Source organism: Streptomyces sp. 184 (assembly GCF_045781775.1).
Taxonomy (GTDB): domain Bacteria; phylum Actinomycetota; class Actinomycetes; order Streptomycetales; family Streptomycetaceae; genus Streptomyces.
This window is the reverse complement of record NZ_CP123230.1, coordinates 4,666,307-4,684,310: the sequence shown is the minus strand read 5'-3', so window position 1 is coordinate 4,684,310 and position 18,004 is coordinate 4,666,307. Positions and strand designations below refer to the sequence as shown.

The 18,004-nt window shown below is 74.0% G+C and carries 20 protein-coding genes; 9 read left to right on the top strand and 11 right to left on the bottom strand.

What is annotated here, in order from left to right; all coding sequences use genetic code 11:
- Window positions 1–104 precede the first annotated feature (104 nt).
- The 4 genes from QBL21_RS19670 to QBL21_RS19655 all read right to left on the bottom strand — a co-directional run bounded on the left by QBL21_RS19670 (window position 105) and on the right by QBL21_RS19655 (window position 3,752).
- Window positions 105–1,097 (bottom strand): N-acetylglucosamine kinase, encoded by a 993-nt coding sequence (locus QBL21_RS19670; RefSeq protein WP_407563535.1) that lies wholly within the window; start codon window positions 1,095–1,097, stop codon window positions 105–107.
- 5 nt (window positions 1,098–1,102) lie between these two features.
- Entirely contained in the window at window positions 1,103–1,789 is a 687-nt protein-coding gene (locus QBL21_RS19665; RefSeq protein ID WP_407563534.1) for a uracil-DNA glycosylase, read from the bottom strand.
- Between the two features lie 113 nt (window positions 1,790–1,902).
- Window positions 1,903–2,985 carry a WD40/YVTN/BNR-like repeat-containing protein gene (locus QBL21_RS19660; RefSeq protein WP_407563533.1) on the bottom strand — a complete coding sequence of 361 codons (1,083 nt, stop codon included), beginning with the start codon at window positions 2,983–2,985 and terminating at the stop codon, window positions 1,903–1,905.
- 107 nt (window positions 2,986–3,092) lie between these two features.
- Window positions 3,093–3,752 (bottom strand): DUF305 domain-containing protein, encoded by a 660-nt coding sequence (locus QBL21_RS19655; protein ID WP_407563532.1) that lies wholly within the window; start codon window positions 3,750–3,752, stop codon window positions 3,093–3,095.
- A 174-nt stretch (window positions 3,753–3,926) separates the two neighbouring features.
- On the opposite strand from QBL21_RS19655, the gene QBL21_RS19650 reads away from it, so the two are divergent.
- Window positions 3,927–5,405 carry an LVIVD repeat-containing protein gene (locus QBL21_RS19650; RefSeq protein ID WP_407563531.1) on the top strand — a complete coding sequence of 493 codons (1,479 nt, stop codon included), beginning with the start codon at window positions 3,927–3,929 and terminating at the stop codon, window positions 5,403–5,405.
- A 62-nt stretch (window positions 5,406–5,467) separates the two neighbouring features.
- Here QBL21_RS19650 and QBL21_RS19645 read toward each other — a convergent pair whose 3' ends face one another.
- A complete protein-coding gene (locus QBL21_RS19645; protein ID WP_407563530.1) occupies window positions 5,468–6,109 on the bottom strand; it encodes a TetR/AcrR family transcriptional regulator in 642 nt (213 codons plus the stop codon).
- A 293-nt stretch (window positions 6,110–6,402) separates the two neighbouring features.
- On the opposite strand from QBL21_RS19645, the gene QBL21_RS19640 reads away from it, so the two are divergent.
- Genes QBL21_RS19640 through QBL21_RS19630 form a run of 3 tightly spaced genes read left to right on the top strand, consistent with a single transcriptional unit; the run spans window position 6,403 to window position 8,226 of the window.
- Entirely contained in the window at window positions 6,403–6,891 is a 489-nt protein-coding gene (locus tag QBL21_RS19640; protein WP_407563529.1) for a DUF402 domain-containing protein, read from the top strand.
- A 1-nt stretch (window position 6,892) separates the two neighbouring features.
- Entirely contained in the window at window positions 6,893–7,669 is a 777-nt protein-coding gene (locus tag QBL21_RS19635) for a nucleotidyltransferase domain-containing protein (RefSeq protein WP_407563528.1), read from the top strand.
- Between the two features lie 59 nt (window positions 7,670–7,728).
- Window positions 7,729–8,226: a hypothetical protein gene (locus QBL21_RS19630; RefSeq protein WP_407563527.1), complete on the top strand. Its 498-nt coding sequence runs from the start codon at window positions 7,729–7,731 to the stop codon at window positions 8,224–8,226.
- 66 nt (window positions 8,227–8,292) lie between these two features.
- On the opposite strand, the gene QBL21_RS19625 is transcribed toward QBL21_RS19630, so the two are convergent.
- From QBL21_RS19625 to QBL21_RS19605, 5 genes are all read right to left on the bottom strand, one after another.
- Window positions 8,293–8,991 carry an HAD family hydrolase gene (locus QBL21_RS19625; protein WP_407563526.1) on the bottom strand — a complete coding sequence of 233 codons (699 nt, stop codon included), beginning with the start codon at window positions 8,989–8,991 and terminating at the stop codon, window positions 8,293–8,295.
- Window positions 8,988–9,677 carry a phosphatase PAP2 family protein gene (locus QBL21_RS19620; RefSeq protein ID WP_407563525.1) on the bottom strand — a complete coding sequence of 230 codons (690 nt, stop codon included), beginning with the start codon at window positions 9,675–9,677 and terminating at the stop codon, window positions 8,988–8,990. The genes QBL21_RS19625 and QBL21_RS19620 overlap by 4 nt, the downstream gene beginning before the upstream one ends.
- Before the next feature lie 10 nt (window positions 9,678–9,687).
- Window positions 9,688–10,632, bottom strand: coding sequence for a M56 family metallopeptidase (locus QBL21_RS19615; protein WP_407563524.1), 945 nt, complete (start codon window positions 10,630–10,632; stop codon window positions 9,688–9,690).
- Window positions 10,633–10,704: 72 nt separating this feature from the next.
- Complete coding sequence (locus QBL21_RS19610; protein WP_407563523.1) at window positions 10,705–11,292, bottom strand: DUF5134 domain-containing protein; 588 nt, start codon at window positions 11,290–11,292, stop codon at window positions 10,705–10,707.
- Window positions 11,293–11,464: 172 nt separating this feature from the next.
- Window positions 11,465–12,148 (bottom strand): glycerophosphodiester phosphodiesterase, encoded by a 684-nt coding sequence (locus QBL21_RS19605; protein WP_407563522.1) that lies wholly within the window; start codon window positions 12,146–12,148, stop codon window positions 11,465–11,467.
- A gap of 334 nt (window positions 12,149–12,482) precedes the next feature.
- Here QBL21_RS19605 and QBL21_RS19600 point away from each other — a divergent pair, with 334 nt between their 5' ends.
- The 5 genes from QBL21_RS19600 to QBL21_RS19580 are packed head-to-tail and all read left to right on the top strand — an operon-like array spanning window position 12,483 to window position 17,125.
- The gene (locus tag QBL21_RS19600; RefSeq protein ID WP_407563521.1) at window positions 12,483–13,892 is read left to right on the top strand and encodes a DUF6421 family protein; all 1,410 of its coding nucleotides are present in this window, start codon (window positions 12,483–12,485) and stop codon (window positions 13,890–13,892) included.
- Window positions 13,893–13,933: 41 nt separating this feature from the next.
- Window positions 13,934–14,716: an SDR family NAD(P)-dependent oxidoreductase gene (locus tag QBL21_RS19595; protein ID WP_407563520.1), complete on the top strand. Its 783-nt coding sequence runs from the start codon at window positions 13,934–13,936 to the stop codon at window positions 14,714–14,716.
- Window positions 14,713–15,813, top strand: coding sequence for a threonine aldolase family protein (locus QBL21_RS19590; RefSeq protein ID WP_407563519.1), 1,101 nt, complete (start codon window positions 14,713–14,715; stop codon window positions 15,811–15,813). The genes QBL21_RS19595 and QBL21_RS19590 overlap by 4 nt, the downstream gene beginning before the upstream one ends.
- Before the next feature lie 27 nt (window positions 15,814–15,840).
- The gene (locus QBL21_RS19585) at window positions 15,841–16,416 is read left to right on the top strand and encodes a transglutaminase family protein (protein ID WP_407563518.1); all 576 of its coding nucleotides are present in this window, start codon (window positions 15,841–15,843) and stop codon (window positions 16,414–16,416) included.
- 40 nt (window positions 16,417–16,456) lie between these two features.
- Window positions 16,457–17,125, top strand: coding sequence for a B3/4 domain-containing protein (locus QBL21_RS19580; protein ID WP_407563517.1), 669 nt, complete (start codon window positions 16,457–16,459; stop codon window positions 17,123–17,125).
- A 115-nt stretch (window positions 17,126–17,240) separates the two neighbouring features.
- Here QBL21_RS19580 and QBL21_RS19575 read toward each other — a convergent pair whose 3' ends face one another.
- A complete protein-coding gene (locus QBL21_RS19575) occupies window positions 17,241–17,978 on the bottom strand; it encodes a lysophospholipid acyltransferase family protein (RefSeq protein WP_407563516.1) in 738 nt (245 codons plus the stop codon).
- Between the last annotated feature and the right edge of the window lie 26 nt (window positions 17,979–18,004).

Here is an 18,004-nt window from a genome sequence, read left to right as displayed (position 1 = left end):
GGAGCACACCGGCGGACAGGGGGTGACCGGCCTCCCACCCACCGTCCCCGCCCCGCTACCCGCGGTCGCCGCACCGGCCGGGCCGCCGCCCGGCGGAGTCCCGCCTACCAGACGTCGAGCATGCCCCGTTCCACGGGCAGCACCAGCTCGTCCGCGGCCAGCGCGGCGGCGATCCGCAGCGCCCCCGCCAGCGGCGTCGCCCCCGCGGTGACCAGCCGGGCACGCGGCAGGCGCACCGCCAGCTCCGCGCGCAGCGGGGCGAGCAGCGGCTCCCCGATGCCGAAGAGCCCGCCGGTGAGCGCGACCGCGCTGCCCGGGTCGGCGGGGCAGACCGCGACGGCGGCGGCGGCGATGTGCTCGCCCGCCTCGGTGAGGATCCCGGCGGCGACCGGGTCGTGCGGGGCGCAGCGGGCGACCTCCGGCGCGAACGACGCCAGCACCGCGGGGCGGTCCGGCCGCGGGTACAGCAGCCCGGGCATCTGCGCACCGGTGCCGAACACCGTCTCCATCCGGGCCAGCAGCGCCGCGGACCCGCCGCGGCGGCCGTCGAACGCCCGCATCGCAGCCTCCAGCCCGGCCCGCCCGATCCACGCGCCGCCCCCGCAGTCGCCGAGCAGGTGCCCCCAGCCGTCGGCCCGCCGCCACCCGGCGGCGTCGAGCGCGGTGCCCACGGCGATCATGCCGGTGCCGGCGGCGACCACGGCGCCGGGGTGCTGCCCGATCGCGCCCGCGTACGCGGTGACCCCGTCGGCGGCCAGCGCCAGGCGCCGTACCCCGAGGGCGTCCTCCAGGGCGTGGGGCAGCCGGGCGCGCAGATCGGCGCCGAGGCTGGCCATGCCGGCGGCGCCGACGCACACCGCGTCGAACGACTCGGCGCCGGCGTCGCGCAGCAGCCCGTGCGCGACGGGCAGCACCTTGCCGAGGAGGTCGTCCGCGTCGAGCCCGTTGTCCCCGGTGCCGACGGGGCCGGCGGTCGCCGCGGCGGCGTCGTCCGCCACCGGCTCGCCGCCCGCCGCGGGGACGGGCGCCGCGGCGATGCGCAGCCCCGAACCGCCGGAGTCGATGCCGAGCACCCATCGGGCCGTGTCGCTGGTCATGGCGGCTATCCGTTCGTGGGCAGCGTCCAGTCCACCGGCTCCGCGCCCTGCTTCTGGAGCAGCTCGTTGGCCCGGCTGAAGGGGCGGGAGCCGAAGAAGCCGCGGTCGGCGGACATGGGGGAGGGGTGGGAGGACTCGATGGCGGGGTAGTCGCTGAGCATGGGGCGCAGGTTGCGCGCGTCGCGGCCCCAGAGGATCGCCACCAGCGGCCGGCCGCGGGCGGCGAGCGCGCGGATGGCCTGCTCGGTGACCTGTTCCCAGCCCTTGCCGCGGTGCGCGGCGGGGCGCCTCGGCGCGGTGGTCAGCGCCCTGTTGAGCAGCAGCACGCCCTGCGCGGTCCAGGGGGTGAGGTCGCCGTCGGCGGGGCGGGGGTGGCCGAGGTCCTGGTGCAGCTCGCGGAAGATGTTCTCCAGGCTGCCGGGCAGCGGGCGCACGTCCGGGGCGACGGAGAAGCTGAGGCCCACGGCGTGGCCGGGGGTGGGGTACGGGTCCTGGCCGACGACGAGCACCCGCACGTCGTCGAAGGGCTGCTGGAAGGCGCGTAGCACGTTCGGCCCGGCGGGCAGGTATGTTCGCCCCGCCGCGATCTCCGCGCGCAGGAAGTCGCCCATGGCGGCGATCTGTTGGGCGACCGGTTCGAGGGCCTTGGCCCAGCCGGCTTCGACGATGTCGGGGAGTGGACGTCCAGCCATGGCCGGTCACTCTACTGGCTCCGCGGACCCCCGCCCGCCACCTCCCGGACGCCTGCCGCGCCCTGGCGAACGACCGCGCCCAGGAGCACGCTCCGGACGCCGCCCGCGGGGCGTCAGAGCGCCGCCGCCCGCACGCAGAGCACGTCCGGCAGGTGCGAGGCGAGCTGGGTCCAGCTCTCCCCTTCGTCGGCGCTGGCGAAGACCTCCCCGTTGCGGTTGCCGAAGTACACGCCCGCCGGGTCGGCGTCGTCGGTGCACAGCGCGTCCCGCAGCACCGTGCCGTAGTGGTCCTCCCGCGGCAGCCCCGCCGACAGCGGCTCCCAGGTCGCCCCCGCGTCCGACGTGCGGTAGACCCGGCAGCGGTTCCCGGCGGGCACCCGGTCGGAGTCGGCGGTGATGGGGAAGAGGTACGCGGTGTCGCCGCGCGAGGGGTGCGCGGCGACGGCGAAGCCGAAGTCCGACGGCAGACCCGCGCCGATGTCGGTCCAGGTCGCCCCGGCGTCGTCGCTGCGGTAGACGCCCCAGTGGTTCTGGAGGTAGAGCCGGTCCGGGTCCACGGCGTCCCGCGCGACCTTGTGCACGCACTGGCCGAACTCCGGGAACCTGTCCGGCTGGAAGACCACCTGCACCCCGGCGTTCGACGGCGCCCAGCTCGCGCCGCCGTCCGCGGTGCGGTACACCCCGCCGGCGGAGACGGCGACCGTCACGGACTCCGCGGCCCGCGGGTCGGTGACCACCGTGTGCACCGCGAGCCCGCCGCCGCCCGGCTCCCACTTCTCCCGCGTCGGGTGGTCCCACAGCGACCGCACCAGCGCGAACGTCTCGCCGCCGTCCTCGGAGCGGAACAGGCCGCCGGGCTCTGTGCCCGCGTACACCACACCGGGGGCCTCCGCGCCGGCGGGCTGCAACTGCCACACGCGCTCCAGCGACGCGCCGGTGTCCTTCGGGTACTTCACCGGCTGCTGCCGGGGCTCCGCCCAGGTGGCGCCGAGGTCGTCGGAGTGGAAGACCGACGGGCCCCAGTGCGCGCTGTCGCCGCCGGCGAGCACCCGGGGCGCCGTCCCGCGGGTGTCGATGCCCACCGAGTAGACGGCCTGGGCCCTGAAGTGCGGCCCGTCCAGCTCCCACGCGCCGTCCCGGCGCCGTCCCAGGAACAGTCCCTTGCGCGTTCCCACCGCCAGCAGTACGTCCTGCATCGGATCCACCTCCGTGCGACCTCCGTGCGACCTCGTCGCCGGCTACGCGCCAGTCTGCACCCGGCCACTGACAACGCCCACGGAGCGCGCGGAACCGCGGGCCGGCGCTACCCCAGCTTCTCCATGCGCCCGATCTCGCTCACCTGCTGGGCGATCACCCCGGTCGCCAGCTGCTCGACGTACTCGTTGTTGCCCTTGCCGAGGACCTCCTCGGCCATCGTCACCGCGCCCTGGTGGTGGGCGATCATCAGCTCCAGGAACAGCTCGTCGAACTCCGCGCCGCGCGCCGCCCGCAGCCGGTCGAGGTCCGCCTCGCTCGCCATCCCGGGCATCGCGCCGTGGTCACCTTCGTGCCCGCCGGCGTGCCCGTCCCCGTCGCCGCCGTCGCCCGGGTTCTCCTCCAGCCACGCCTCCATCACCGTGATCTCCGGCTGCTGCCCGGCCGCGATCCGCTCGGCGATCCGGCGCACGTCCTTGGACCCCGCGTGCTTCTCCGCGAGACCGGTCATCACGATCGCCTGGCCGTGGTGTTCCACCATGTCGCGCATGTACGACACGTCGGCCGAGTTGGGCCGGTCCTCGCCGCGGGCCTCGTCCACCTCGTCCGCGGGGATCGTGGCGGCCTCCTCGCCCGGCTTCCCGGGCGCGATCACGGATGCCTCGCCGCCGCCCTCGGCGCCGTCGGAGGTGTCGCTCCCGGTGCAGCCGGCGAGCAGCAGCGCGGCGGTGAGCGGAACGACTGAGGCGAGTGCTCGGCGGTGCCGCAAGGTGACCTCCGTACAGGTGGTTCCGACCAGGTGCCAGATACGTCCTAGCACGAGCGTGCGCCGACAGGACCAAAACTTTCCATTACGGCTGTGTTTCCGTCTGTTGTTCTGTACATGCATGGCGGGATACTGCCTTGATTTCAACTGCCAGGCGCCACCACAGGAGGAACTCACGTGACGTCGTTGCACAGACCGCGCGCACGGCGCAGAGGTCTGGCCGCGGCCGCAGCCCTGATCGGGCTCGTCGGCTCGCTGCTGACCGCCGGTTCTGCCGCGGCCATTCCGGACCCGGGCGACGAGCCGCTCGCCCCCAAGAAGCTGAGCAGCAGCGAACGTTCGCAGGCACGGTCCGCCATCGAGCGGGGTGACGTGCCGGGCGTGGACGAGATCGACAAGAGCGACAACATCGACCACGTCGCCCACCTGGACAAGCGCGGCCTCCAGGGCACCAGCTCCGACATCGCCTTCCAGGGCCGCTACGCCTTCGCCGGCAACTACGACGGCTTCGTCGTCTACGACATCGGCAACCCCAGGAACCCGAAGATCGTCAGCGAGGTGCTCTGCCCCGGCTCGCAGAACGACGTGTCGGTCTCCGGCGACCTGCTGTTCCTGTCCACGGACTCGTCGCGCAGCGACGAGTCCTGCAACAGCACCACCCAGCCCGCCACGGAGAAGGACTCCTGGGAGGGCATGAAGGTCTTCGACATCAGCGACAAGCGCAACCCCGAGTACGTCGCCGCCGTCGAGACCGCGTGCGGCTCGCACACCCACACGCTGGTGCCCGAGCGCAGGAACGTTTACCTCTACGTCTCCTCGTACTCGCCCAGCGCCACCTTCCCCGACTGCCAGCCGCCGCACGACGGCATCTCGATCGTCAAGGTGCCGCGGTCCGCGCCGGAGCGCTCGGAGGTCATCGACTTCCCGGTGCTGTTCCCCGACGGCGGCAACCCGGGGAGCACCGGCAAGTCGGCCACGACCGGCTGCCACGACATCACCGCCTACCCCAAGCTGCGCCTCGCGGCCGGCGCCTGCATGGGCGACGGCATCCTGCTGGACATCTCCGACCCGGAAGAGCCGGAAGTCATCGACCAGGTGCGTGACTCCGAGAACTTCGCCTTCTGGCACTCGGCGACGTTCAGCAAGGACGGCGGGAAGGTCGTCTTCACCGACGAGCTGGGCGGCGGTGGCGCCGCGACCTGCAACGAGGAGATCGGCCCGAACCAGGGCGCCAACGGTATCTACGACCTGAAGCGCCGCGGCAAGCACTCCGAGCTGGTCTTCCGCAGCTACTACAAGATCCCGCGGCACCAGGCGGACACCGAGAACTGCGTCGCGCACAACGGCTCGCTGGTCCCCGTGGCCGGCGGTCGCGACATCATGGTGCAGGCGTGGTACCAGGGTGGCGTCTCGGTCTGGGACTTCACCGACTCCCGCCGGCCGAAGGAGATCGGCTACTTCGAGCGCGGTCCGCTCTCGGACACCGACCTCGTCGGCGGCGGCTCCTGGTCCGCGTACTACTACAACGGCTATGTCTACTCGAACGACATGGTCAAGGGCCTGGACGTGCTGAAGATCGACGACCGGCGCACCGACAGCGCGCGCTGGGTGCGGCTGCCCGAGCTGAACACGCAGACGCAGCCCGACTACCGCTGATCCGCGCGCACCGCTGACCCGCACCGTCCCACCGCGCACCCGGCGGTGGCCGCGCCCCGCGGCTACCGCTGGTGCGCGGCCTGCACCGGTGTCCCGTCGGAGGGCAGCACGCCCTCCGGCGGGACGCCGAGGTGCCAGTCCAGCCCGTAGCGCCGGAACAGCTCGCCGCGCAGCCGGTCCAGCGGCATCGGCACCCCCGGCAGCAGCAGCGCGAAGACGGCGCCCATGAGCTGCGCGCGCAGCATCGGGTACTCCGTGTCCGGGTGGGGCGAGCCCCAGCTCGCGACGGTCTCGCGCAGCAGCAGCGCGAGCTGCTGCTGCTCGACGCACTGGATGAAGCCGTCCGCCTGAAGAATTCCGGCCATATGGTGGCGCATCAGCACCGGGTGGTCCTGTGAGAGGCCGAGCACCGCGTCGATGGCGCGGGCCATCCGCTCCTGGCCGTCGTCCGTGTGCGACGGGCGCTCCAGGGCCGCGGCGAGCGTAAGATGCATCAGCCTGTGCACGGCCGACTGTACGAGCTGGCGTTTGCCGGGGAAGTAGTACGACACCAGACCGCGTGCGGAACCCGCGCGTTCCGCGATGTCTCCCAAGGTCGTGCCCTCGAAGCCCCGTTCGTCGACCAGTTCCACCGTGGCTTGCAGCAGACGCTCCCGAGAACGCCTTCGGAGTTCTTCATTGACTGCGGGCCTGCGGGGGGACATCCTGTAACTCCTGCCTTCACTGGCTGCGAGCCAGTATACTCGGCAAAGGCTTCCGGCACCGAAGCGAGCATGTCCGGTGCCGGGGGAGCGGTGGGCTCGGGCGATGCGGGGGATCGCCTGAGCCCACCATGCCTTGGGGCGGAGAAAATCTCGTGCTGCCGGGAACCCGGAGCCCACGTGCGCCGTTTGACGGTGTGAGGCCCCGCGCTCCCCCGTCGCGGGGCCTCACCAATTGCCTGCGGCGCCGGCTCGGCGCCGCCGCCGTGCCGGGGGACGCGTACGGGAGGAACGGGATGCTGACACCGGGCCGCGAGGTCGAGGTCACGCTGGTCAAGCAGCTCCGGCCGGGCCTGAGCTACCCGGCCGTCGTCGTCCGCGACGACGGCAACCACGCCGTCGTACGCGCCCCGTGGGCCGGCCCGCGCGAGCGCGACGCCGGCTATGTGCGCTTCGAGCGGGGCGACGTGTGGACCGAGCACTTCTGGCGCGACCGCTGGTATTCGGTCAAGGAGATCCACGACGCCGAAGGCGGCCTCAAGGGCTGGTACTGCGACGTGGCCCGGCCCGCCCGCGTCGACGAGGACCGGGTCACCGTGCACGACCTGGAGCTGGACCTCTGGCTCTCCGGCGACCGGCAGACCCTCCTCCGGCTCGACGAGGACGAGTTCGTCGCCAGCGGTCTGCCCGAGCGCGACCCCGGCACGGCCGCCCGCGCCCGCGCCGCGCTCGACGAGCTGGAGGAACTGGCCCGCGCCGGACTCGACGAACTGCTGGCCGCCTGAGGTGGCCGCCGCACCCGACGCCGCCCGGCCGCTGCTCGACCGCTTCCTCGCCGCCCTGCGCGACGCCGTGCCGCTGGAGGCGCTGTGGGCCCACGGCTCGCTCGCCCTCGGCGACTACCGCCCGTACCGCAGCGACCTCGACCTCATCGCCGTCGTCCGGGAGGACGCCGGCGCCGACCCGGCCGCCCGCGCACGGCTGAAGGCCCTGCACCGCAGGCTCCACCGCGAGGTGCCGCTCGCCGCCAAGCTGCACTGCTCGTACATGGCCGCCGACCGGCTCGCGGGCGCCGGCCTCGACCACCTCACCTGGGCCCACGCCGAGCTGTACAGCCGTCCCGTCACCCCGGTCACCCGCCGGGAGCTGCACACCGGCGCGCTGGTGCTGCACGGCCCCGGGCCCGGCGGGCTGCTCCCGCCGCTGCCGGACGCGGAGTTGACGGAGTTCATCCGCAAGGACCTCGCGGAGTACTGGCTGCCGGCGGCTGCCGCGAGGCGGCGGTGGCTGCGCGACGTCTGGGTCGACCTCGGCCCGATCACCGTCGCCCGCGCCGGCGTCACCCTGCGCGAGGGCCGGCTGATCACCAAGGGCGAGGCGCTCGACGTGCTCGCCGCGAGCGGGGCCCCCGCCCGCCTGGTCGCCGACATCCGCGACCGGCGCTACGCCGAGCACCCGGCCCGTACCGCGCCGCACTGGCGGCTGCGCCGGGCCGCGCTGGCGCGGGAGTTCGTCCGCTCCCGTATCCCCGTCACCCTCGCGGAGTCCGGCCCCGGCGCTTGACACCCGCGGTTTGCAAAGTCCACTGTTCCGTGCAGTTCCCCGGCCGGAACGGGAGTCGCATGGCTGTCCACGTCTGCTCGCTCATCGTCAGCGCACCGCAGGTCATACCCGGTGACGGCGAGTACCACATCGTCCGCTTCCCCTACGGTGCGAAGGAGTCCTTCGACGCCCACGGCATGCACCAGGCCGCCCAGCCGGACGGGAAACGCTCGTCCTACCCCGACCGCCGCTCCGGGCTGATCTGGCCGAGCCGGGAGGGCTGGGGGTCGCTGACGGCGATGGTGTACTGGGAGAAGGGCGCCTACACCGAGGTGCGGGACCGGTTCGTCCGCGACCCGCTGGACCTGGCCGACGGCTACGACGCCACCGCCACCGAGGACTACGCCGGTACCCCCGGCGGCGAGTACCGCCACAAGCACCACGAGATCTTCGTCCGGCCGCGCACGTCGCTGGCGTTCCTCGTCCGGCACAACGGCAGCAAGAGCGCACGGATCACCCACGCCCAGTTCAAGCTGGCCATCCACCCCGCCGCCGAGATGCCGCCCGCCGGCAGTTGACGCCGCGCGTCGGAAGCCGGCGTCCCGCGGCGAAGTCCCGCGCGGGCGGCGGGCGTACGCCCCGGCTCAGCCGACGAGCCCGAGCACCGGCCGCAGCCCGTCCGGCCGTTCCCCGGCCGGAAGGTGCTCCACCGGGAAGTAGCCGCACCCCAGCGCGGCGGCCCCGCCGTCTGCGCGCCGGTCGTCGCCGACCATCAGCACGTCCTGCGGCGCCCGTCCCAGCGCCTCGCACGCGGCCCGGAACAGCCGCGCGTCCGGCTTCTGCACCCCGTGCTCGTACGACAGCGTGTACGCGTCCACGTAGGCGTCGAGGCCGTGCGCGCGGAACACCGGCCGCAGGTCCCAGCCGATGTTGCTGACCACCCCCACCCGCACGTCCCGGGCCCGCAGCCCGCGCAGCACGTCCAGCGCGTCGGGGTACGGCTGCCAGGCCGCCGGCGTCATGTGCCGCTCGTACAGCGCGTCGTAGAGCCCGTCCGGCCACGGCAGCGGGACGAGCCGGGCCAGGCCCGTGTACGCGGCCCGGTGCAGCTCCGCGCTGCGGTCCCGGGTCCGCCACGCCTCCTGAAGGAACTCCGGTACGTGCTCGGGGAACCCGCCGCCCGGCAGCGCGCCCGCGCGCTCCAGCGCGGCGGCGTGGCGCGCGCACTCGGCGTCGTCGGCGGCCACGCCCGCGGCGTCGAGCACGGCGCGCAGCCAGCGCACCGCGGGCTCGATGCGGCACAGCGTTCCGGAGAAGTCGAAGAGCACGGCCTCGGGGCTCATCCGCGGACCTCCGCCCGCTCGTCGCGCGCGGCCGGTTCCACCGCGCCGTACGCCACCGCCGCGATCGCCGCGACCGCGGCGCCCATCAGGGTGCCGCCCACCACGTCGCTCAACCAGTGCACCCCGAGCCACACCCGGGTGAAGCACACACCCGCCACCGATACGGCCGCCGCCGTCCACGCGGCGTACTTCAGGCCCGCGGGCACGCCGTCCGCGCGGCTCAGCAGCCACAGCAGCAGCCCGCAGACCAGCGCGACGGTCATGGCGTGCCCGGAGGGGAAGGCGGCGTGCGAGGCGGAGTCCACCGGGTCCTGCCACTTCGGCCGGTCGCGGCCGACGGCCGCCTTCATGCCGTACTGGAGCACCCAGCCCACCGACACCGCGCCGGCCAGCCACAGCGGCAGCAGCCGTGCGCCGCGCCACAGGAGCCACAGGATCACGGCCAGGATCAGCAGGCGCATCGTCGCCGGGTCCCAGATCCAGTCGGTCAGCACCCGGTTCGCCTTCGTCCAGCCGGGTTCGGACACGGCGGCGGAGTGCAGCTCCCGGGCGACGTCGCCGTCGGCGTCCGTCAGCGGCTGCCAGGCCGCGGCCACCGGCACGGTGAGCAGGACGCTTGCGAGCGTGAGGGCGGCGGCGGTGGTGCGCAGGACGGGGGACGGGTGGCGCGGCGCGGCGGCAGTCACGCGGCCGACCCTACGCGAGCGCGCTGAGACCGGGACCGAATGCGACGAGCAGCGGTACGGCGGGCGCCAGCAGCGCGGCGACGGTCAGCCGCAGCCGGCGCGCCGGGGTGAACCGCGGCGCCGCCGCGAGCAACCGGTCGACGCGCTGCGGGAGGTGGGCGTGGTGGCCGTGGTGGCCGGGGCCGGGGCCGAACACGCCGCGGTCCTCGTTGAGTTCGACCAGGGCGGTGGCGAACGTCATCCGCCCGAAGCGGCGCGAGGCGACGTCGTCGGCGGCCAGTTCGCACAGCCGGTGCACCTCGTCGCGAAACGCCCGGAAGACCGGCATGCGCGGTACGCCCGCGAGCGCGCCCGCGCAGTGCTGGAGCCAGTGGTGGCGGGCCCGGCTGTGCCCCATCTCGTGCGCGAGCACCGCGTCGAGCTGGCGCTTCTTCAGCCGGCGCAGCGCGGCCGTGGTGATGATGAGCTGGGCGGCCTGCCCGCCGGGCAGCCACCAGGCGTCCGGCCGCTCGCCCTCCAGCACCACCAGACGCTCGGCGCCGGACTCCTCGCCGGGCAGCAGCGGCGCCCGGCGGCGCAGTTCCTCGCGGCGCCGGCGGCGCTGCACGCGGGCCGTGCGGACCTCGCGTACGAACATCACGGCCGTCCACAGCCCGCCGGCCGCCAGCGCCAGGGCCAGCGCCGCGGCCCACGGGGCGCCGGTGGTGTCGCCGTACGCGTCCCGCACCGCGGCCGGCGCCGGGGCGAAGACCCCGCTGTGCACCTGCGCCCAGGCCACGGCGGCGCTCAGCGACATGGCGAGCCCGCAGCACAGCAGCACGGCGGCGACCACGCACTGCCACACCCACAGCGCGAGCACCGGCTCGCGGTCCGCCCATGCGGCGCGGGTCAGCAGCCGGGGCGCGACCGCGGCGACGAGGGCGGCGAAGGCCAGCAGCGTGAGCGGGATCACCATGTGATCAGCGTACGGAGCGGGGGCGCCGGCCGGTACGTGTGCGCCTCCGAAGTGACGGACGACACCGGGGAGTCAGAGGGCGAGGAGCATGGCGACCATCCCGGCGCCCATGCAGACCCGGCACGCGCCGGCCAGCTCCGGGCGCACCGCCCAGCCGCCGCCGCTGCCCGCACCGGCCCGGCCCGCCACCGGTGCCGGAACACCCGCCCGGGGCCCGCCCCCGGTCCCCGCGGCGACCGGCCGCAGCCCGCCGTACAGCACGTACAGCACGAAGTACGCCAGCAGCCCCGCCGTGACGAGCGGCAGGCCGGCGGCGGCGCCGTGCCCGCCGCCGTCCGCCGCGCCCATGGCCACCGCCATGTACACCATCGCCAGCGCGCCGATCGCGTGGTGCAGGTGGTGTCCCGCGGTGCGCAGCGGCAGCAGGGCCCGTACGAACGCGGCGCCGAACACCGCCGCGAACGCGCCCGCCGTCCACGCCCCCGGCCCCGGCAGCCCCGCGGGCAGCGCCATCGCCGCCATCCCCAGCCCCATGAGCGCGTCCCCGGCGGCGCCGCGCCGCTCCTCGGCGGCGACGGCCCGCATCCGTAGCAGGCACACCCCGCCGACGGCCGCGCACAGCGCGGTCAGCAGCAGGGCGGCGAGCGGCGGTCCGTGCATCCGCGGGCCCCCTCGGACGACGACGGCATCGGCCCTGCGCCAGGCATGCGGGGGCCGGCCGGCGCCGGCCCGGGGCGCAGGGCGCTTCCGGTGGAAGGCTGCCCACGCCCGTGCGCCCGCACGCGAGCGCACGGGCGCAGGGAGCGGGCGCAGGGGAGCGCGCGGTGGTGGCTCAGGCGGTGAAGCGCACCGAGTGCTTCATCCCGGGGAAGTCCGTCACGACGCCCTGGAGCCCGAGCCCGCGGGCGAGCTTCAGCTCCTCGGGGGTGTTGACGGTCCAGGCGATGACCTTGAGCCCCGCCTCGTGCGCGAGGTCGGCCAGCTCCAGTGTCAGCCGGCGGATGTTCAGCGACAGCATCACCGCGCCGACCTCGCGGGCGCGGTCGACCACCCCGAGCCCGTAGTGGCTGGCGACCAGCACCCGGGGCACGTCGGGCAGCAGCCGCCGCATCTCCGCCAGCGCCTCGTCGTGGAACGACAGCACCTCGACGCGGCCCACGAGGTCGTGCGCGGTCATGGCGTCGGCGAGGGACTGGGCCGCCGCGACGTCCTTGATCTCGACCTGGAGCCGCCCCTTCACCGCCTCGACCACCTCGTCGAAGGTCGGGATGCGCTCGCCCTCGCCGGCGTCCAGCTCGCGCAGCTCGGCGAGCGTGAAGTCGGCGATGGGGCCCTGGCCGTCCGTCGTGCGGTCCACGTCGGGGTCGTGCATGACGACCAGATGGCCGTCCTTGCTCAGGTGCAGGTCGAGCTCGATGGCGTCCATGCCCTCGCGATCCGCGCGGACAAAGGAGCGGAGGGTGTTCTCCGGCTCGACGCCCATCAACCCGCGATGACCGATGGTCAGAAATGACACTGCGCTCTCGCCCTCCGTCGGCGGTCCGTCACAGACTGGCGCAAAGCCTAGGCCAATTCGGGGAGATCGACACCGGTCGTGCGGCGTCCTCGCGGCGGGTCGGCGCAAAGCCGCGGGCGGTCTCACCCGGACGTGGGTGCCTGCGCGCGCGGGGGCGCTCCCACCCCCGTACGTCGGGAATGACGGGAAGGGCCAGGGGTTAAACCTTGCTTCGCCGGAAGATTTACGTTCCATGCCCGCCAGTCACGCAAGGTTTCCCGGAGGCCCGCTTGAGGGGGACCCGCCTCCAGGGATACGGTGGTGTGACAGGAAGTTCTTGACGTAGGAGTGGTCCATGACGGAAATTCTTGCTTCCGCAACCGCGGAAGGTGACGTTCTGTCCGCCGCGGACGCCCCGCGCGTAGTCGAGCACCCCGCCTGGGCGCGGCTGAAGGCCGCCGTCGAGGAAATCCGCCCCTGGCAGGCGAAGGACGGCTCCGTCGACTTCGACGCCGAGGGCGCTCCGGCGCGCCCCGCCGCCGAGGACGCCGTCGAGCGGGTCGCCGCCGCCATCCGCGAGCTGTCCCCGCTGGTGCCGCACGACGCCGCCTACCACGACGCCGTCGTCGCCGACCTGCGCCGGTGGGCCGCCGGCGGCTTCGGCGTACCGGACTTCCTGGACTCGGTGCTCGCCTTCCACCCCGCGGACCACCGCGCCGACGGGCTCCAGCACCTCGTCGTCTTCCCCATGTACACCCAGAACGGCAACCCGGACCGCAACGTCGAGGCCGTCGTCATCCGCGTCGTCTGGCCCGGCTGGCTCGCCGAGCTGGAGCGCACCCGCTACGACAACCCGATGTTCCTCGGCATCACCTTCGAGGACTTCACCTCCGGCTACGACACGAACTCCGCCGTGCTCTTCCCCGAGACCATCGCCATGCGCGAGGTCCCCCCGCGCTTCACCTGGGGCGCCATCTTCTGCGACCGCGAGGCCGCCCGCTTCCGCCGCGTCAGCGCCGCCGCCGTCGAGGCCACCGGCCTGGAGCTGCCCGAGGAGGCCCGCGGCCTGCTCACCGACCAGGAGCGCGCCCAGCAGACCTTCGTGCTGTGGGACATGGTCCACGACCGCACGCACAGCCACGGCGACCTGCCGTTCGACCCGTTCATGATCAAGCAGCGGCAGCCGTTCTGGATGTACGGCATAGAGGAGCTGCGCTGCGACCTCACCGCCTTCCACGAGGCCGGCAAGCTCGCCGCCGACGGCTTCCCGCAGGGCCGCGACGTGCAGTACACGGTGCTGATGGACCGGCTGTTCCGCTTCCCCGTCACCGGTGAGCGCAACCGCAACTACGACGGCCTCGGCGGCCAGCTCCTCTTCGCCTACCTCCACAGGCACGACGCGCTGCGCTGGACCGACAACCGGCTCTCCGTCGACTGGGACCGGGCCCGCGAGGTCACCGGCCGGCTGCGCAACGAGATCGAGACGCTGTACCGCGAGGGCATCGACCGCCCCAAGCTGGTCCACTGGTTCAAGGCGTACGAGCTGGTCTCCGCCTACCTCGCCCCGCACCCCGGCTCCACCTGGGCCAAGGGCCCCGACGCCCTCGACCTGGACAAGCCGCCGCGGAAGCTCGTGGACGACGTGCTGCCCGACGAGTTTCCCCTCAGCATGTTCTATGAGGCCCTTGCCAAGAAGCTGCGCAAGGTGATCGAGTCGACGCGGGGCATCACGGCCGAGAGCGCCGAACTGGCGGAGGCCGCGTGACGGACCCCGCCGTCGGTAGGGCAGCCGAGGAGGAGATCGTCATGAGCCCCGGGGCAAACGGCAGGAACGGAGGCGGCGGCCCGCTGGACGGAGCCGTCGTGGCCGTGGCGGGCGCGGGCGGCCCGGCGGGCCGGGCGGCACTGTGCCGCCTCGCGCGGGCCGGCGCCACCGTCGTCGGCTGCGACGCGGACGCCGAGCGCCTGGCCGAGGCCGTCGCCGCGGCCCGCGAGACGGGCGGCGGCGCGCCGGTCACCGGCGACACCGTCGACCTGCTCGACCCGGCCGCGGCACGGGCCTGGGCCGAGCGCATCGAGAAGGACTACGGGCGCATCGACGGCCTGGTCCACCTCGTCGGCGGCTGGCGCGGCTCGCGGTCCTTCGCCGACACCGACCTGGACGACTGGACCGTGCTGCACGACCTGCTCCTGCGCACCGTCCAGCACACCTCCCTCGCCTTCGACGAGGCGCTGCGGCGCAGCGACCGCGGGCGCTACGTCCTGGTCAGCGCCGCGGGGGCCAGCCGGCCCACCGCAGGGAACGCCGCGTACGCCGCCGCCAAGGCCGGCGCCGAGGCGTGGACGCTGGCCCTGGCCGACGGCTTCCGCAAGGCCGGCAAGGCCGAAGGGCTGGACCGCCCCGCCGCGGCGGCCGTGATCCTCGTGGTGAAGGCGCTGGTGAACGACGCGATGCGGGAGGCGAAGCCGGACGCGAAGTTCGCGGGCTTCACCGACGTCGACGACCTTGCCGGAAACATCGCGGAGGTCTGGGACAGGCCCGCGCAGGAACTGAACGGGACCCGCCTGTGGCTCACCCCCCAGCCGTGACCGCGACGACCACGCCGGCCGGGGGCCACCCGCGGCGCACCGATGCCAAGCGCCGCCACGACCCGGCGGCGCGCGGCTTCGCCAGCGACAACTACGCCGGCGCGCACCCGGAGATCCTCGCCGCGCTCGCCCTCGCCAACGGCGGCCACCAGGTCAGCTACGGCGAGGACGACTACACCGACCACCTCCAGCACGTCTTCCGCGGCCACTTCGGCATGGACGCCGAGGTCTACCCGGTCTTCAACGGCACCGGGGCCAACGTCGTCGCGCTCCAGGCCGTCACCGACCGCTGGGGCGCGGTGATCTGCGCGGACACCGCGCACATCCACGTCGACGAGTGCGGCGCCCCCGAGCGCGTCGGCGGGCTGAAGCTGCTGACCGTACCGACGCCGGACGGCAAGCTCACGCCCGAGCTGATCGACCGCGAGGCGCGCGGCTGGGACGACGAGCACCGCGCCATGCCGCAGGTCGTCTCGATCACCCAGGCCACCGAGTACGGCACGGTCTACACCCCGGACGAGATCCGCGCCATCTGCGAGCACGCGCACCACCGCGGCATGCGCGTCCACCTCGACGGCGCCCGGATAGCCAACGCGGCGGCGGCGCTGGACGTGCCGATGCGCGCGTTCACCAACGTCGTCGGCGTCGACATCCTCTCCTTCGGCGGTACGAAGAACGGCATGCTCCTCGGCGAGGCCGTCGTCGTGCTCGACCCGGACGCCGTCCGCGCGATGAAGCACCTGCGCAAGCTCTCGATGCAACTGGCCTCCAAGATGCGCTTCGTCTCGGCCCAGTTCGAGGCGCTGCTCGCCAAGGACCTGTGGCTGCGCAACGCCCGCCACGCCAACGCGATGGCCCGCCGCCTCGCCGACGGCGTACGGAACGTCGACGGCGTGGACGTGCTGCACCCCGTGCAGGCCAACGGCGTCTTCGCGCGGCTGCCGCACGACGTGTCCCTGGCGCTCCAGAAGGACTTCCGCTTCTACTTCTGGGACGAGGCGGACGGCGTGGTGCGCTGGATGTGCTCCTTCGACACCACGGAGGAGGACGTCGACACCTTCGTCGCCGCCGTCGCGGAGGAAATGCGGAGGACGTAGCCGCCGCATGCCTATACGCTCCCCTGCATGGAACTCCAGCAGGAGCGGCCCGAGCTGTCCGCATACCTCGCCGCCGACGCGGTCGTCGACCACGACCACCCGCTCGTGGTCGAGACCGCGTTCCGGCTGCGCGAGGTCGCGGAGGAGCCGGAGGCGTACGCCAAGGGCGCCTACGAGTTCGTACGCGACTCGATCCCGCACTCCAACGACGCCGGGGACCTGCGCGTCACCTGCCGCGCCTCGGACGTGCTGAAGGCCCGCACCGGCATCTGCTACGCCAAGGCCCACGCCCTCGTCGCCCTGCTGCGCGCCCAGGGGATACCCGCCGGCTTCTGCTACCAGCACCTCGGCGTGCTGCACGGCCTGGTCGCGCTACGGCTGCCCGGGCGCGACTGGCTCCGCCAGGACCCCCGCGGCAACAAGCCGGGCGTGGACGCGCGGTTCCGCCTCGACCGAGAGCAACTGGCCTTCGTCCCCGACCCGGCCGCCGGCGAGTACGACGACCCCCTGGTCCGCGCGGCGCCCCACCCGGCTACCCTCGAAGCGCTCCGCACGGCCGCCGACCGCCGCCACCTGGACCGCATCCTGCCCACCGCACTGTGACGCGCCGCAGGCCCGCACGCCCGACCCGCAGAAGGACCGCATGACCCTCCGCACCCACGTCGCCGACGACGTACGCGCCCTCGCCCCCGGCTTCGCCCACGTCACCGTCGTCGCCCGCGGCCTCGTCGGCGGCCCCAGCGACGCCGCCGGCGCCGCGCTCCTCGACGACGCCGCCCGCCGGCTCGCCGAGCGCCTCGGCGACACCCCGCCGCAGCAGCACCCGCACATGCAGGCGTGGCGGGCCGCGTACGCCGCCTTCGGCGCCAAGCCGTCCAAGTTCCGCAACTCCGCCGAGGCGCTCGCCCGCCGCGCCCTCGCCGACGCCGGCCTGCCGCGCATCAACCGGCTTGTCGACATCTACAACGCCGTCAGCGTCGCCCACCTCGTCCCCGTCGGCGGCGAGGACACCGACCGCATCGACGGCGACATGCGGCTCGTCCGCGCCACCGGCGAGGAGCGCTTCGACGAGGAGCACCCCGAGCCGGGCGAGGTCGTCTGGCGCGACGGCACGGGCGCGACCTGCCGCCGCTGGAACTGGCGCCAGGGCGTGCGCACCCGGCTCACCGAGGAGTCCACGAACGCGCTGTTCCTGCTGGAGCGGCAGGAGCCCATGACGTACGGGGAACTGACCGCGGCGGCGCAGGAGTTGGCCGAGGCGCTCCAGAAATGCTCGCCCGGCGCGGAGATCGAGATCCGCGACCCGGCCTGAGCCGCACCGTCGACCCTGGGCCTCACCCCCGACCTGAAGCCGAGACCGAGGGTGAGGGTGCGACCGCTCGATGCGCGGGGCCGGATTCGCGTACGGACCGGGCCCCGCCCGCGGCTCAGACGCCCGGGGCCGGTGCGCCGCCGCCCAGGTGGGCGGGCTGCCACCAGTCGTCCTCCGGCCCGCGCGGGCGGTCGGGGTACGCGCCCTGCGCCGCCTCCAGCAGCTCCTGTATCCGCACCTTGAGCCGCTCCGTCAGCTTCTCCGCGTCCTCCTGCGCGCCCTCGGCCGGCGCCTTCGCGATCCCGTCCCCGGTCGGCACCGGCGCGCCCAGGCGCATCGTGACCGGCAGGTGGTTCCGCCCGAAGTCGCGCGGCCGGCCCTTGGTCCATATCCGCTGCGTCCCCCACACCGCCATCGGCAGCAGCGGCACCCCCGCCTGCTGCGCCAGCCGTGCGGCGCCCGACTTGAACGACTTCAGCGTGAACGACTGCGAGATCGTCGCCTCCGGGAAGACCCCGACGACCTCTCCCGAGCGCAGCGCCCGCAGCGCGTGCGAAAACGCCTGCGCCCCCTGCGCGCGGTCGACCGGAATGTGCTTCATCGCGCGCATCAGCGGGCCGGAGAGGCGGTTGCGGAAGACCGACTCCTTGGCCATGAAGCGCACGAGCCGCTTCGCCGGAAGGGTCGCGTAGCCGCAGAAGACGAAGTCCAGATAGCTGATGTGGTTGCTCACCAGGACCGCGCCGCCGCGGCGCGGCACATGCTCCTGGCCCTTCAGGTCTATGCGCAGGTCCATCGCCTTGAAGGCGGTCGTGCACAGGCGGACGACGGGCGGGTAGACGAGGTCTGCCATGCCGGGCTGGTCCCTTCTCCGGCCCG